The organism is Glycomyces sp. MUSA5-2 (assembly GCF_037034145.1).
Classification (GTDB): domain Bacteria; phylum Actinomycetota; class Actinomycetes; order Mycobacteriales; family Micromonosporaceae; genus Glycomyces; species Glycomyces artemisiae.
Window position 1 is genome coordinate 1 of the sequence record NZ_JBAGKG010000002.1, and the last position, 16,697, is coordinate 16,697.

The 16,697-nt window shown below is 68.4% G+C and carries 6 protein-coding genes; 3 read left to right on the plus strand and 3 right to left on the minus strand.

Features of this window, described 5'->3' with window-relative positions; translation table 11 throughout:
* Nucleotides 1-303 (plus strand): NUDIX domain-containing protein (locus tag WA640_RS05670; protein WP_335986540.1); only part of this gene is annotated, 303 nt, incomplete at its 5' end.
* 76 nt (nucleotides 304-379) lie between these two features.
* On the opposite strand, the gene WA640_RS05675 is transcribed toward WA640_RS05670, so the two are convergent.
* Complete coding sequence (locus tag WA640_RS05675; protein ID WP_335986541.1) at nucleotides 380-6,280, minus strand: LamG-like jellyroll fold domain-containing protein; 5,901 nt, start codon at nucleotides 6,278-6,280, stop codon at nucleotides 380-382.
* A 249-nt stretch (nucleotides 6,281-6,529) separates the two neighbouring features.
* Here WA640_RS05675 and WA640_RS05680 point away from each other — a divergent pair, with 249 nt between their 5' ends.
* Nucleotides 6,530-13,477, plus strand: a complete 6,948-nt coding sequence (locus WA640_RS05680; RefSeq protein WP_335986542.1) for an RHS repeat-associated core domain-containing protein — start codon at nucleotides 6,530-6,532, stop codon at nucleotides 13,475-13,477.
* Nucleotides 13,478-13,490: 13 nt separating this feature from the next.
* Complete coding sequence (locus WA640_RS28785) at nucleotides 13,491-13,988, plus strand: SUKH-3 domain-containing protein (RefSeq protein ID WP_442904688.1); 498 nt, start codon at nucleotides 13,491-13,493, stop codon at nucleotides 13,986-13,988.
* Here WA640_RS28785 and WA640_RS05685 read toward each other — a convergent pair.
* On the minus strand, nucleotides 13,925-15,088 hold the full coding sequence (locus WA640_RS05685) for an ARPP-2 domain-containing protein (RefSeq protein ID WP_335986543.1): 1,164 nt from the start codon (nucleotides 15,086-15,088) through the stop codon (nucleotides 13,925-13,927). The genes WA640_RS28785 and WA640_RS05685 overlap by 64 nt on opposite strands.
* The gene (locus tag WA640_RS05690; protein ID WP_335986545.1) at nucleotides 15,085-16,527 is read right to left on the minus strand and encodes a hypothetical protein; all 1,443 of its coding nucleotides are present in this window, start codon (nucleotides 16,525-16,527) and stop codon (nucleotides 15,085-15,087) included. Before WA640_RS05690 ends, WA640_RS05685 begins: the two co-directional genes overlap by 4 nt.
* Nucleotides 16,528-16,697: the final 170 nt, after the last annotated feature.

A 16,697-nucleotide genomic window follows, 5' to 3' on the forward strand; every position in this document is an offset into this window, starting at 1 on the left:
CTCGAACCCGGCGACGAGTCCCTTCCTGCCGCGGCCCGGCGCGAGGCGGTCGAGGAGACCGGGCTAGGCGCGCTCGAACTCCTCGACCCGGCGCCGATCCACATCGACGTCCACCCGATCCCGGCGAACCCGCGCAAAGGCGAAGCGGCCCATGACCACTACGACGTGCGCTACCTGTTCCGCGCCGCCGGCACGGACCTGACCCCGGCCGCCGCGGAGGTCCACGCCGCCGAGTGGCGCCCGCTGGGCGACCTCGACAGCGAGGACCTCATCGAACGCGTGCGGGTTCACGTCGCAGTCTGACATTGGGGAAGGGGCGGTAGAACCCGACGGGGCCGCCGAACGCATCGCGTTCGACGGCCCCGCCCCTTCGGATCGGTTACACGGCCGTCGCCACCACGGTCTGCTGCGAGTTGCTGGGAATCGAGACCCACGTCATGCAGCTCAGCGGTGTGGCACTGGCGGACGCGAGGTAGATCGCGCTGGTACTCCCTCCGAGCGCCGCACCGAACATCCCGCCGGCGGTAGGCGTCGGATCGGTGATCATCGTGTCGATGTCGTCGGTCGGCACCGCCGCTCCGGTGACATGGACGATGCCCTGGTCCGTTTGGGAGGATCGGTCCTCGCCGGCCGAGGCGATCGCCAGTCTGAGCGTCGAGTTCGTCGCCTGCACCGACTGGTCGAGGTTGTACAGCGCGACGGCGTTGCCCAGGAGGTCGCTCGCCTCGGCGGTGTCGCCGAGCGCGTCGCCCTGGAGGTAGCCGCGCATCGAGGTACCGACGTTGTCAGTGCCGAAGTACATCAGGTTGACCAGGCCCGCGTCGGTGACGCCGCCGGTGTCCTCCCCCGGACTGCTGATCGCGACTGCGGTCCTGACGGCGTCGACGCCCAGCGTGGCCGGCCAGTAGTCGACCGCCGACACGGAGAATCCCGTCCGGTCGCCCGCTTCCGCCGCGTTGCCGCCGAAGACCGAGTTGGACTGGTCGTACCAGCCGACCAGGCTCGGCCAGCCTTCCGGCGACCGCGAGTGGGTGAACATCGAGATGCCGCCGGCGTCGGTGAGCGAGCCGGTGCCGTCCTCGAACGGCGAGCCGACCACGAACTTCATCGGCGTCGCCGAGATCGAGTAACCGAAGTTGTCGCCCGCCTCGACCGCGGTGGAGCTCCCATAGGTGTTCGTGTCGACCCATGCGTTCGAATCCCCCTGGAAGTAGACCAGCGCCCCGGCGTCGACCACTTCGGCGATCTGGGTGTCGCCGTCGCGGTATGCGCCGGTGGTGTCGTTCTGGACGTCCTCCCCGGGCATGCCGACGATCAGGACGGGGGTACCGTCCGGGCGGTTGGCGGCCGCGAGCGAGAACCCGAAGCGGTCACCGGCCTCGCTCGCTCCCGGCACGCCCGGCGACGCCTGGCTGAACCAGTACGCGGCCGCGTCGTCGATGCCGCCGGGCCTGCCCGGCAGGACGATCACCGATCCGGCCGAACTGCCCTCACCGGGCACTCCGACCACGATCTCCGAGCAGCCGTCGCCGTCGGCGTCGTAGAGCGCGACCGAGCGGCCGAACAGGTCGCCGGCCTCAGTGGTCCCGACGGCGCCGTGCGTCTCCTCCGTGACGATGCTGACGGAGCCGGTGGCGCCGTCGAAGAACCAGAACGCGCCGGAGTCGGCGAGGCCCTCGGCGTCGTACGACGAGTAGGGCATGACCCCGTCGGCGTACCCGTCCCCGTTGACGTCGTCCTCGACTCCGAAGCAGGTGTCCGCATCGGCCCAGGTGGGCTCTGCTTCGTAGAAACCGCTGCCCGCCGAGTGCCTGGTCCACAGTGCTCCCAGATCCCCGTCGGTGCCGCCGCGAAGCGTCAGCAGGTCCTCCCTGCCGTCGCCGTCGAGGTCGCCGCCCGCGAGGTCGGTGAGCGCCCACGGGGTCAGGTCCGTTGCGCATCCCGTGCATCGGTCGGAGTACTCCCACGCCGCCGGCGTGGCAAACCCTCGCTGCGTCGAGAGTGCGAGCGACACGTTGACGCGGACGCGGTTGTTGAATCGGTAGGTCGCCAGCAGGTCCGGTCGGCCGTCGCCGTTGACGTCCGCCACCGTGACGCGGTCGCGCTCGGTGTCCCAGTTGTTCGGCGTGTCCAGTTTGTACTCAGCGGTCCCGAGTCCGGTCGCGGAGCCGTACCTGACGTAGACGTCGGCGCTGCCGTCCGCTCCAGTGCGGATCTCGGCCACGTCGCCCCACCAGTCGTTGTCGAAGTCGCCGACCGCCAGCTCGACCAGGCGGGAGTTGCCGGTCCCCGACCCGGCGAGGATCGGCGTGTCGAAGGACTGCTCGCTCATGTCGTACTTCGCCCTCCAGATCGAATAGGAGGAGTTCCCGTCGCCGCGCAGGAGCACGAGGTCGTCCGCCTGGTCACCGGAGAGGTCTTCCAATTGGATCTGCGTGTCCGCGAGTGCCCAGTCGGCCGCGGGGAGTTCGAGCTTCTCAACGTCGTACACGAACGGGGCGCCGCTCTTGATGCAGGTGCGGTCGCGCTTGCCGCAGGCGGGCATCGCCCAGACCTCGAAGTGGTCGTCGCTGGGGACGGCGACCACGAGGTCGTCGCGGCCGTCACCCGTCACGTCGCCCGTGCGCCAGACGACGTCGGCGGCCCGCCACGGGAGCGTCTCGTCGAGGTTGAGCGCGTCGGACTCGAACACCGGCTCTTCGGATCTGATGAGGTTCCCGGTGCCGTCGTTGCGCATCAGGTAGATCTGGGAGTACACGCCTCCTTCGCCGTCCGGTGACTCGACGACGACGAGCGCGTCGTCGAACGTGTCGCCGTTGAAGTCGCCGGTGACCAGTTGGCTGTGGACTTCGCGGACGGTGCCGTCGGCGAGGGCCTTGATCTGCTGGTCGTCGAACACGCCGGAGTTGACGTTCACGCTGTCGATAGCCCCGGGCCAGTGGTCGGCGACGGTGCCGCGGTGCAGCACCGAACCGACGCGGAGCGGGCCGTCGGAGGCCCACAGCGCGAAACCGGTCCCGCTCGAATCGGGTTCGCCGTTGACATAGAGGCTCGCGGTGCCGGTCGACGCCTCGTAGGTGACCGCGAGGTGCGTCCACTGTCCGACCTGCGCCGGAGTATCCGAATAGAGTTCCTTCCAGGTGCCTCCGGTCACCGCGTCCGCTGAGAGGGCGCGGAAGCCCCACTCGCCGGAGCTCATGTGGCCGAGGTAGAAGGCGCCCGTGTTGACGCCGTCCTGGCTGAGCACGTTGACGGTCCCGCCGTCGCGGTCGAGGCGGACCCAGACCCCGATGGTGAAGTCCTGGGACGTGTCGAGCACGGCAGCGTCCGTGACCGCGGTCGCGTCCACGCCGTTGAACTTGAGGCCCATGCCCTCGAATCCTTCGACCAGTTCGACCGGACCCTCAGCCGACAGTTCGTTGCCCGCCCCCGAGAGGTCGGGGATGGACGCGGGGTCGACGGTCTCGAAGTCCCAGATGCCCTCGGCGTGCTGGCCGAGCCGCTGGATCTCACCGGCCGGCACGGCGCGGTTCCAGACCTTCACGTCGTCGACGTCGCCCGCGTAGTAGGTCGAGCGCTTGCCCTGCCAGAGATCGCGCCCGACGGCGAACGCGCCGGTCGCGTTCCATTCGTCGGAGAACGGCGCGGTGTTCTGGAGCTGGCCGTCGACGTAGAGCTGGAGCTCCTGGCTGCCGTAGGAGAAGACGCCGGTGACGTGGTACCAGACGCCGGCCTCCGCGGTGATGTTCGAACCCGCGGAGACGGCGAGCAGGCCACTAGAGTTCGCGTCCTGGTTGGAGGCCACGATGAGGAACGTGTGGCTCTCCCCGTCGTACTTCAGCATGAACGCCGAGTTCACGATGCCGTCCTGGGACGCGATCGTGTAGTCGACGTCGGTCTGGTGGATCCGGACCCACGCCGAGACCGTGTACGAGGCGTTGGTCGCCACCACCGGCGCGGAGCTGACCGCCTGGTCGTCGCCGTCGAGCGTCAGGTACCGCAGGTGGTCGTCGGCCGCGTCGGCCGACGTCCCGCCGGTCCATTCCCCGCCCGTCAGGGTGAGCGGTCGGGTCACGTCAGACGGGAAATCCGGGTAGTTCGTGTCGGCCGCGGTGGTGCCCGTGGTCTCGTCGAGCTTCCAGTGCCCGACCGGGGAGCCGTTCGGGTTGACGCTGAACGTGTACGTCGTCTTGGTAGAGACGTTGCCGTGCCCGTCGTAGGCCCACACGCTGAGGTTCTGCGGGCCGCTGGAGGTCGGATCGAGCGCGATCGTCGCCGCGGCCCCCGGAGTCGACACCGGTGCGGTGTTGTCCCCGTAGGCGTCCTGCAGGCTCCATGAGTAACCGGCCGTGTCGGTCGACGTCGAGTCCACTGTGAATCGTCCCGTCATGCCGACGGCGCCGTGGATGTCGCCGTCCGACGGATAGTCGGTCGAAACCACCGTCGGGGCGGCGGGCGGCGTCGTGTCGATGAGGACCGTGCATCCTCCGGCACTCGCTCCCGTGGCACGGCTGTCTTCGGCGGCAACTGAGAACGAGTACCGCTGACCCGGTACGTCCGTCGCCTTCAGCGTCCAGGTCGCCCGCGCGTTATCGGCTCCGGACGAGTTCCGCGACTCCACGGCGCTCGTATCCAGGTTCTTCCAGGTCAGGACGCCGTCCATGTTGTCGCCGTCGTCGTCTGTGAGCTTCGCGGTCACGGTCCACGACGTGCCGGCCCCGAGCTTCACGGTCTTGCCGGAGGTGCATGACTGGCCGTCGATCGTGAACGAGCCGGGCTTGTTCGGGGGAGTGTTATATTTCACACTCAGGTAGAAGCCCGTGTTCCCGTCGCCCACCTTCTCGGGCCCGAAGCGGCGGAACCCGGGGCAGTTGTTGAACGACGGGCAGGACTCGGACGAGGCTTGGAGCCCGAACTGGATCTTCCTGTCACTGGTGTCCGCGACGTCCTGGACGTAGTCGGTGACGTCCGTCCAGAGCTGGCGCGGTGCGCCGCAACCGGACGCCACCCCTTCATCGCGCGAGGCGATCTTGGTGCCCCAGTTCCCCTGGTCGTTCCACGTCCAGTTCTTCAGGTTCCCCGCGTCCAGCTCGTACAGGTCGGCGGTGACGTCGAGGCCGTCGCAGGACCGGACCCAGGAGTACGTCATCGTCATGCGCAGGTTGGCGTCGATGATGTCCTTGCCGCGGAACTTCGAGGTGCTGAACTCGAACGCCAGCCGCCAGGTCTGCTCCATCGAACCGTCGGCCTTGTGCGCGCGGCCGAGCCGCGCGGTGCCGTTGGGATCCTTCTCAAAAGACCCGCCGTTGTAGTAGCTGCGGTTCCGGTAGCTCGAGTAGTTCGAGACCATCGCCCAAGCGCTGGAGTCGATCTTGACGACCTCGGGGTCAATCCTGATCGGGTACACCGCGTTCGGGTCCGCCAGCATCGCCGCGTCAGGCGTCAGGGTGAGCTCGCCGCCGCTGTACGCCGCGCCGACTTGGGCCGACATCGAGTACGTGGACGGCGACCAGTCGGTGGAGGGGGCATCGCCCGCCTCCTCGTCGGGGGCCGCCGAATCCCACATGGTCGGCGTGGGGCCACCGTAGACGACGTTCCCTTCGTAATCGCTGACCTCGAGCGCGCCGGTCGCGCCGATCGCCGCGGTGAAGCCGTCCAGCTCCAGGCCGAGTTCGATGCTCGCCACCTCGGCGGAGGCCGCCGCGGTGGCGTCCTTCACCTCGAAGACCTTCGCGAATCCCGTGTTGGTCGCCCTGATCCGCAGGTCCACACCGGGAATGACCTCGGCGTAGGTGGCGGTGTCGCCGTCGACCGTCGGCGCGGGCAGTGCCGATCCCCAGGTGTAGGAGACGCTGCGGCCGTGCACGTCCGTGATGGTGATGAGCTCGGTGTCGCCGCCTGGTGAGAGTTCGAGGCCGAGGTCCGAGTTCAGGGGTTCGAGGCGGCCGTCGTCGCCGGCGACCAGGGTGTTGTCGATGGGCGCCCAGAGCCCGTCGTCGGTCTGCGCCTGGTACGACTCGAGCGCGATCTCCTCGACGAACGTCCCGTCGGGAGCGGCGAAGACCTCGGACTCGGGCGTGGCAAGCGATTGGATCTCGACGTTCTCACCGGTCTCCGCCGCTTCGTCCACGGCCTCTTCGATCTCGGTGTCGACCTCGGTGGGGGAGGTGTCCTCGCCGGCGGGGACGCCCTCGTTCGGGGGATCGGTCTCCTGCGCGTACACGGGGGGCGGGGTGAGGAGGGCCGAGAGTGCGACGGTGCCGACGGCCAGCGCCGCCATGCGTATCGCCCTCGGCCTGGGGGGTATGGGTCCCAAGGGTGCTCCCTATTCGGTTGATGTGGGGTCGCGTGCAGCGAGGTGATCGCTACACGACAGCCGAGAGTATGCCAGAGGACTGTTGCCGAAGGACAGACGATGTCCCGGCAAATGGGCAGATCTGAGGATGCGCCCCAAGAGTCGTTGATGTTCCGTAGTCGCTCTGATACAGTCTCGGCCGAGACAACTTCATGTACCCCTTGGAGACCCCCTGTGGACGACGCCTCGCGCACGCCCTCCCCCTCCCTGCCCCACGACGAGCCCCGCAAGTCGCGCCTTCCGGCGGCGATCCTCACGGACATGCCGTGGCGTCCTTCGACGAAGACACTGGTCAAGCGCGGCATCGTGTTCGGCACGATCGCCGCGCTCGTCACCGGGTTCCTCATGTGGGTGGGCATCTGGGAACCGGACTACCGTCCTGAGGCGATCGACCAGGAGTCCTCAGTCCCCGGAACCGACTTCGTGCCGGACGACGTCGAACTGCCCGAAGACGACACTCAGGGCCTCGCACTCGAAGGCGATCAGGCCGTCGCATTCCCCGATCTCGATTCGACCGAAGTAGAGCTTCGAAGCGGCGAATCGGTTGCAATCGAGTCATTGGGCGTCTCGCTCTCACCGACCGGCGAGCACGCCCCGGCAAGCGTCGAGATCGCGCTCCGCGAGGCATCGGCAGCCGATGGCCTCCATTGGGACATCGAGCGGACCGACGGTTCCGATGAAGCCGGCGCCGTCGCCGTCACCTTCGACTACGCCGCCTACCGCAACGCGGGCGGCGCCGACTGGGACGACCGGCTCAAGCTCTATGCCGCCGACGGCACCGAGATCCCGTCGGTCCACAACGCGATCGAGGGCACCCTCACCGCGGAGATTCCCCTGACTCCCGGCCGCTCCGGCGGCGGATATGCACCCGTCGCCACGACCGCGGACGACGCCGGTCACGCCCAGACCGGCACCGCATCCGCATCGGTCACCTTGGCCGCCTCCGCCTCCGGCGACAACGGGACCTTCGCCGCGACCAGCCTCGCCCCGTCCTCGACCTGGTCCGCGGGCAACCCGACCGGCGACTTCGCCTGGTCCTACCCCATCGACACCCCGTCCTCCGCGGGCGGCCTCGACCCCTCCATCGCCTTCGCGTACTCGTCCTCCGCAGTGGACGGACGCAACGAGTCCACCAACAACCAGCCGTCCACGATCGGCGAGGGCTTCTCGTTCGACCCCGGCTACATCGAGCGGAACTACACCGCCTGCCAGATGGACGACGAGGACGGCGCCAACAACCCGCCCGAGGCCGAGACCGGCGGCGACCAGTGCTGGCGCACCGACAACGCCGTGCTCTCGCTCAACGGCTCGGGCGGCGAACTCATACGCGACGACGCCACCGGCACCTGGAAGATCAAGAACGACGACGCCTCGAAGGTCGAGAAGCTCTCCGGCGCGAACAACGGCGACGACGACGGCGAGTACTGGAAGGTCACCACCGGTGCCGGCGTCCAGTACTTCTTCGGCCTCAACCGCCTGCCCGGCTACGGCACCGGCGACGCCGAGACCGAGTCAACCTCCACCGTCCCCGTCTTCGGCAACCACGACGACGAGCCGTGCCACGCCACCGCCTTCGAGGACTCATCGTGCCAGCAGGCATGGCGCTGGCGCCTCGACTGGGTCGTGGACACCCATGGCAACGCCATGGCGTACTTCTACGACGGCGAAGCGAACCACTACCTGCGCAACCTCGACGAGGACGACCCGGTCGAGTACGATCGCGGCGCGAACCTGAGCCGCATCGACTACGGCCTCCGCAGCGCGGACGCCTATGCCCAGGCGACCAACCGCGTCGTGTTCGATCTCGCCGACCGGTGCCTCGTGGGGGCGACCTGCGACTACGACCACCCCGAGAACTGGCCCGACGTCCCCCTCGACCAGTACTGCGACGGCACCGCCGCCGACTGCGAGGGCATCTACTCGCCCACGTTCTTCACCGACCAGCGCCTGGCCTCGGTCACTACGCAGGTCTTCACGGGCGGGACATGGAAGGGCGTCGACAAGTGGGCGCTCGCCCAATCCTGGCCCGACCCAGGCGACTCGACCCGGGCGGGCCTGTGGCTCGACGGGATCACCCGCACCGGTCTCGCCGGCGACGACCCCATCGCGCTGCCGGCCGTCACGTTCGACGGGATCCAGCTCTACAACCGTGTCCAGAAGACCCTGGACACCAAGGCGCCCATGAACTGGTTCCGGATCTCAGCGATCCGCAATGGGACCGGGGGCGTCACCACGATCAACTACACCGACATCGACTGCGACGCCAAGACCGGCGACATGCCCTCCAGCCCTGAGGACAACGACATGCTGTGCATGCCGGTGGTCACCACGCTGGCCGAGGACAACGACGGCGTCACCGAGTACGACTGGTACCACAAGTACGTCGTCACCGAGATTGCGGACATCGACACCACCGGCGGCTCGCCGCCGGTCACCACCTCGTACGAATACGTCGGCACCCCCGCGTGGCGCTTCGCCGACGACGACGGCCTTACCGACCCCGACTACAAGACCTGGTCCGACTACCGCGGATACAGCGCCGTCAAGACCATCACCGGTGACGGCTCGGACGACCTGACCGTCACCGAGACCAGCTACTTCCGCGGCCTCGACGGCCAGAAGCTCCCCGGCGGCGGCACCACCGACGTCAAGGTCGACGGCATCGACGACCATGACGAGTTCGCCGGCCGTCCCCGCACCGAGACGACCTATCTCGACGGCGAGGCGATCTCCAAGACCGTGACCACGCCGTGGCGGTCGGGCCCGACCGCCACCCGCGTCCGCGACTGGGGCACCGTCTACGCTCGGCATACGGGCACCGGCCTCGTCCAGTCCTCTTCGATTCTCGCCGACGGCACCTGGCGGACCGTCGAGGCGAAGACCACCTACGACTCGTACGGCATGGCAGTCTCGACGGAGTCCTCCGGCGTGGTGGGGGTGTCCGGGGACGAGACTTGCGTCAAGATCACTTACGCGCGCAACACGACCAAGTGGATCGTGAACATGCCCGTGCGGACCGAGACGCTCTCGACCACCTGCGCGGCGACCCCTGTCTACCCCGACGACCTCATCTCCGACGAGCGCGTCTACTACGACTACGCCACGACGCACACGACCGCCCCCACAAAGGGCGATATCACCAAGACCGAGAGTGCGAAGTCGTATGCGAACGGCGCGGTGCAGTACCTGACCTCCGGATCCGTCACCGTCGACGACTACGGCCGCGGTGTCACCTCGACCGATGTCGACGGCAACGTCACCACGACGGCCTACACGCCGACGACCGGCGGTCCGGTCACCGAGGTGCTGACGACCAACGCGCTCGGCCACACGAGCAGGCAGGTCCTGGATCCGCTGCGCGGCAACGTCCTCCAGGCGTTCGACGCCAATGCCAACATGACCGAGATGGAGTACGACGCCCTCGGCCGCGTCGTCGCCGGCTGGACCCCCGACCGGACCCGGGCCGACGGGTACGACGCCGCCGCGGAGTTCGAGTACCTGCTCCGCGACGACGAGGCCTCGGCCACGATCACGCGCGGCGTCAACGCAAACAACACGTACACCACCACGATCGAGCTCTTCGACGGCCTGATGCGCTCGCGCCAGACCCAGATTCCCGCCCCCGACGGCGGGCGCATCATCACCGACACCGTCTACGACACCCACGGGCTCGTCCACAAGCAGTACGGCGCCTACTACAACGAGGACCCGCCCTCGACCGACCAGTTCGAAGCCTCGGACAACGACATCCCGGGGATGACCGCGTACGAGTACGACACGGCCGGGCGCGTGACGGCCGAGGTGTTCCTCTCGCACGGCATCGAGCAGTACCGCACTACGACGATCTACGACGGCGAGGAAGTCAGCGTCATCGACCCGGACGGTCGCGGCGCGACCTCGGTGGTCGACGAGGGCGGCAACACCGTCGAGGTGCGCAACCTGGAGACGGCCGACCCCGACGGAGCCTACGACTCGATCTTCTACGAGTACGACCACGCCGACCGGCTGGTGTCGATGACCGACCCCGGCGGCAGCGAGTGGACGTACGAGTACGACCTCCTCGGCCGCCAGACCGCAGTCGAGGACCCGGACACCGGGCGCACCGAGACCACCTATTACGACAACGGCCTGGTCGAGTCGGTGACCGATCAGCGCGAGCAGAGCATCTGGTACGAGTACGACGAACTCGGCCGCGTCATCTACGTGATCAAGGACGACTTCGTCGACGGCGACCTCCTCGAGGCGTACGAGTACGACCTCTTCGGAGACGGGCTGCCCGCCACGACCTCTTCCTGGGACGAGGACGGCAACCTCTACAAGACCCGCGTGCTCGGCTACGACGCCGCGAGCCGGCCGGTTGGCGTCCGCTACACGCTCGACGGCGACTTCGGCGGGCTCGACCGCTCCTTCGACTTCCGGTACACCTACAACCGGGACGGCTCCGTCGCCCAGGTGACGTACCCGCCAGCCGGTGGGCTCGCCGCCGAGGAGGTCGTCACCACCTACTCCGACCTCGGTCTGCCGCAGACCACCTATTCGCCGCGGCAGTGGTACGTCTCCGACTCGACCTACACGAAGTTCGCTGAGATCGCCCAGCTGACGATGGACCCCGACGGCCCGAACGTCGCCGAGGCGCCGGTGGCCTGGCAGGCGTTCTCGTACGAGGACGGCACCCGCCGACTGACCGGCTCGTCATTCGAGATCTCGACCGGTCCGGACCACATGGTCTCGGACATCGCGTACGAGTACACCGACGGCGGCCTGATCACCTCGATCGACAACCAGTCCGACCTGGGCGCCGACACTCAGTGCTTCGCCTACGACTACCTGAAGCGCATCACCGACGCCTGGACCGGCGCCACCCCGGCCGCCTGTGACGCCGAGCCCGCGAGCGCGACCGATGTCGGCGGCGCTGCCGAATACTGGCAGTCCTGGACCTTCGACGATGACGGCAACCGCGCCAGCCAGGTCGACCACCTCGCGGGCGAGACGATCGGGTACACGTACGACCCGGACCAGCCGCACACGGTCACCACCGCGACCATCACCGATCCCACCGGCACGAAGACGCTCTCGTACGCCTATGACGAGACCGGCAACACGACCTCTCGTCCCGACGAGAACGGCGTCGCGCAGACGCTCGCCTGGTCGCCCGAGGGCGAGCTGGAGTCGACCACCACCGGCGGCGACGTCACCGACTACGACTACACCGCCGACGGCGGACGCATCTCCCGGACCGACCCCGACGGCACCATGACGGTGTTCCTGCCGGGCATGGAGGTCGTCCAGGCCGCCGACGGATCGATCTCCGCCTCGCGGTACTACTCGCATGGCGGGCAGCAGGTCGCGATCCGGACCAACGACGACGCCCTTTCCTGGCTGTCGGCCGACCATCAGGGCACCTCGACGGCCACCGTCGACTCCGAGTCCCACACCGTGCAGGTGCGCTACTTCGACATCTACGGCAACGAGCGGGGCACCCCGGCCACGACCTGGGTCGACGAGCACGGCTACCTCGGGGGCACGAAGGACCCGTCCGGGCTGACTCATCTGGGCGCCAGGGAGTACGACCCGCTCCTAGGCAGGTTCATATCCGCCGACCCGGTCTTGAACCCGACCGACTCGCAGCAGATGGGCGGCTACTCGTACGCCAACCACTCGCCGGTGTCGTTCTCCGACCCGACGGGCCTGACGCCCGGGTACACCAACGGCGGCTCCTGCATCGACGGCGACTGCTCGTACCACAATGGGGACGGCACCGTCCGCAACCGAGAGGACTGCAAGACTTACGCGGGCACTTCCGCCGCCTGCGGCGCCGGCAAGGGCACCGGGTCGGTCAACGACAACACCCGGGCCAAGGCCGACGCCGAGCGCGACATCGACGAGGACCTCCTCGAGGACACACGGGCCGCCCAGGACATCATGAACACGTCGATCGTCGACGTCGTCATCGACGTGGGCGCCGAGATCCTCTTGGACCTCATCGGCGTTAACGACATCATGTCGTGCGTCGGCGCGGGGGACATGATGTCCTGCGCGTCCCTGCTCATGGACCTGATCCCGTGGGCGAAGGTCGCGAAACTCGCGGGCAAGCTCTTCAAGGCCGCCAAGAAGATCTACAAGGCGGTCACGAACTTCCAGGAGAAGCTCTCCTGGGCGCGCGACACCATGAAGCGCTACGACGACGCGATGGCCGAGGCGACCGAACGCGCCAAGAAGCGCCTGGAGGCCGGAGGCACGAGCGATGCGCCCTCGTGCAGCATCGGCAACTCCTTCACCGCGTCGACAAGAGTCGTGATGGCGGACGGCTCGACCAAGCCCATCAGCGAGGTCGAACCCGGCGACGAGGTCCTCGCCACCAACGAGGAGACCGGAGAGACCGTCGCCCGCGAGGTCGCCACCGGCATCGAGGGCACGGGCGCCCGCATCCTGGTGGACATCAGCGTCGACACTGACGGCGACGGCACCGCGGACGACACGGTCACCGCCACCGACGGCCACCCGATCTGGACGGCCGACCAGGCCGACCTCACCACCACCGGCCCTGAAGGGCTGCCAGGCACTTGGACCGACGCGGTCGACCTCAAGTCCGGCCAATTCCTCCGCACCAGCGCAGGAACCTGGACCCAGATCACCGCCCTCGAAGTCCACGCCGCCTTCACCACCGTCTACAACCTCACGGTCGCCGAAGACCACACCTTCTCGGTAGCGACCGCCGACACCGACTTCCTCACCCACAATTCGGGTGGTAGCTGCGACCTCCAGGACTTCGCTGATAGTCAGCGCGAGGTTGGGGGAACGAAGTTCGCCTCGGAGTACACTTCACCCTCTGGGGAGACCTACTACAGCACTAATCGCCACGGCACAAGCTCTGAAATCCAGGGAATGCCCGAGCTGCAGGCGGCGATTGAAGCGGCCGGTCACCATGGAGGCTGCGCTGAGGTCGGCTGTCTGATTCAGGCGTACAAGCGGGAGGGGCCAGGAGCCATCGTAGGCGGAGTAATGGAGACGGTCAATGTTCGGAATCCAATGTCTTCCAGAAGTGGAGAGCACGGAACATCCGCAAACCCGTGTGCAAGATGCGGTCGCCTATTGACGGCGTTGAAGATCGGCTGGAAATAACGTGGGAGAGGGCATGTGGGCTGATCCGTTCAGTCTCCCAACCTTGCGCGCCCTACATGACGTTGGTTGGAGCGAAGATCGACAGGTTGATATCACGCCTTGGATGAATGAACTTGAGCCACAGGGTTTCATATCATCCTCGGTCTCTAAAGCTGCCCTTTCATCGTTCGGCGGAATTGAGATTCCTCCGCTGAACACGACGGGGCCGAATTTCAGCAATGATGAGGCGCTTGTGGTAGATCCAATCCTAGCGGGATCCGGTCATCATGTACTAGCGGATGAGCTTAGTGAGGCTCTTGGTGGAGATTGGTTTCCATTTGCTGAATGGATGAGCGGATCCAGTGTTTTCATCGATAGAACCGGCCGAGTCGTTGCGACAGGAATGGACTGGGTTTGGCATATGGGGGTCTCGGTCAATGAAGCAATCGAGTTCGTTGTGAGGGCACATCAACCCCTATCATGCATTTCTGTCCTTCGGCAGGGTGTTGCGCCCTGGCCACCTTTGGAATGAGAGTGCAATTCCTGATTGATGTCGCGGCGCAGCATCCAGTCCAGGTCCGAGTTGTGCAGCAGCGCGACGAGCGCGGGCGCCGACAGGCCGAGCGCTTCGGCGGTCTCGTCGAGGCGCCACTCGTTGTTCGAGAGGGCTTCAAGCAGCCGCGCCCGGCGGACGTGGGTCTCGGAGAGCCGGAACGACTGGAGGAACGCGGGGCGGCCCTGCGCGTCCAGGATCGCCTCGCCCACATGGGCTTCGCCTACTGAGGCGAACTCGGGACGGTACCTGACGAGGCGGAAGTCCGCCATCGCGTAGGTCTCGGTGAAGTGGTACTCGGGGTCGAGGAGACCCGCCGCGAGGGTCCCGTCGTGGAACGCGGCCCATTCGCGCTGGACGGCGCGGGCTTGGGCCCGCAGGTCCGCGAGCGAGTCCACACGGGACTCGTCGATGCGGGCCTCGAACTCGGGCACCGCGACGTACAGCATCGAGTACCGCCAGATCAGCTCGCCGTAGGAGTCCTCGACGAGTGTCGGGTGCAGCCACCGGTAGTCGTCGGGGTGCGGGGTGACGAGGACCCCGGAGAGCGCGTCGGCGACGTACACGAGCACGCCGCACTGGCCGGGATGGATCTCGAAGACCCGCAACGCATCCGCGAGGCCGTCGACCAAAGCGCCCGAGTACGTGCGGTCCGGCTGCGGCAGCAGGCTGTGCCGGAACGCCCGCGAGGACCACTCCGGCCAGGCGATGACCGGGGCCCTGAACGCCAGCGGCAGGTACGTCTCCAGCGCGCCGCGGCGCGGCACGAACCGCACGCGGGTGCGCCGGTCCCCGAACCGCGGCTTCGCCTTCGGCCGCCGTGAACCGCGCACTGTGGACGCCGCCATCCGCATCGCGGTCCCGAACTCGGGCACGCCCGAGCCGTCGCCGGTCCACTCGGCGGTGAGCCCGTGCGGCGTGTACCAGCAGCCGTCCGCGGGCAGGCCCAGGTCCTCCAGCCCGCCGGGGTGCATGCGCAGGCCCTGCACGGGCGCCTCGCGCACGAGCGGCACCAGCCGGACCTGGCCCCAGACCTGGCCCGGGCGGGTCTCCAGACCCGCGAACGTCAAGCGGCTCATCTGTCCTCCTCGGCGAGCCAGCGCTCGACGCGCGCGTCGACGGCGGCGCGCAATTCGGCGATCCCGGAGCGGCCGTCGTCAAAGCGGGCGAACGCCACGAGCTCGGGCAGGTCCTCGGCGTCGCGGATGCCCGCGGTGGGCACGCCGGGGGCGAGGCGGCGCACGCCGATGCCGTCGGCGTCGAACACCGGGTTCAGGTGCACGATCGCGGTGCGCCGCTGCGGATCGAGGCGCACGGCCCAGACGCGCAGGACCTCCGCGGCGAGCCCGGCGGGCGCGTTGTCCCAGCCGTCGGAGACGACGACGAGCGTCTCCGGCCCGGTCTCCAGAGCGTCGAGGATCCGCTCGCCGAGCGCGGTGACGCCGCGCGGCTTCGCCAGCAGCGCATCGTCGTTCCCAGAGAGCCACAGCGGCCGGTACTCGCCCGCGAGCGCTTCGAGCAGGAAGTGCGCGGCGAGCGCGACGACCAGGGGCCGCCGCCGCTTCTCGGTGGAGCCGCTCGCCGAGTACGAGTCGTCGAGGACGGCCGCAACGGCGCCCCACGTCCCGGCCCGGTCCCCGGCGGTCCGGCGCGCCGCGGCCCGCAGCGCGCCCGTGAGTTCTGCGCGCCGCTCCTCGCGCTCGTCCGCGGGGATCGCGAGGACGTACGCGGCGAGCCTGGTCAGCGGCATCCGCCCGAGCGCGGCGGCGTCGAGCGCGACGGCCTCGCCGCCGCTGCGCTGGAGCCGCAGCCGCTCCTTCCCGGTGAGCTGCGGCGCGATCCCTTCCAGGAACGCCCCGCGGGGGATGCGGTGCGCGGCCGCGAAGCCTTCGGCGACGGTGTACGGCAGCTCGAAGACCGCGGCCCGCTCGTAGTGGGCGCGCCGCCACGTCTCGAACAGCGGCGTGCGGAACTTCCCGGTCGCCTTGGGCGCGAACAGGAACGCGGCGAGCTCGTCGCCCGCCTCACCGGGGAGCCCGTCGAGGTCGAGGTGCGCGTGGACGGCGGCGCGCTTGAACGCGCCGCGGTACTTGACGGCCTCGAAGCCGAGATCCGGCCGCGCCGCGAGCCATTCGCGCATGACGGCGCGGGTGCGCCGGTTGTTGACCTTCGCCTTCTGGAGGGCCGTGAACAGGCGGTACACGCGCGAGGCCGGGAGGTCGCGCAGGGCCCGCCGGATGAGGCGGCCCTCGACGGCGCGCTGCGCGGGCGCCGCGTCGGCGCCGCTGCTCAGGAGCCGCTGCACGATCCGGGACTTATTGCGGTCGTTGATCCCGAGGGCGAGTGCGGCGGCATACAGGTCGCGGTAGTTCACGAGCATGTACTCGTGGAGGAAGTCCACCGACCAGGTCTGGCGTTCCCTCCCGGTGTGGAACTCGTCCTGCCCGGTGGCGGCGACGGCCGCGTTCACGAACAGCAGCACGTCCTCGGCGGCGGTGAGGTCGGCGACGGACTCCATTGGGGGCCTTCAGCATTCGGAGGGGAACGGGGGTGCCGGCCGGGGAGCGGGCGGCGCGATGGCGAAAGGTCGCTCACAAAACGAGTCCGGAAATCGCACCTGAGTCCCGCGGCCGGCCGGTCCACTGTATCGGCCCCGCGCCCGCGCGGGCGACCGGAAAACGGGGCCGC

What these genes read in the sequence shown, in the direction of transcription:
- WA640_RS05675 (WP_335986541.1), bottom strand. Translation starts at nt 6,280, where the DNA reads ATGGCGGCGCTGGCCGTCGGCACCGTCGCACTCTCGGCCCTCCTCACC.
- WA640_RS28785 (WP_442904688.1), top strand. Translation starts at nt 13,491, where the DNA reads ATGTGGGCTGATCCGTTCAGTCTCCCAACCTTGCGCGCCCTACATGAC.
- WA640_RS05685 (WP_335986543.1), bottom strand. Translation starts at nt 15,088, where the DNA reads ATGAGCCGCTTGACGTTCGCGGGTCTGGAGACCCGCCCGGGCCAGGTC.
- WA640_RS05690 (WP_335986545.1), bottom strand. Translation starts at nt 16,527, where the DNA reads ATGGAGTCCGTCGCCGACCTCACCGCCGCCGAGGACGTGCTGCTGTTC.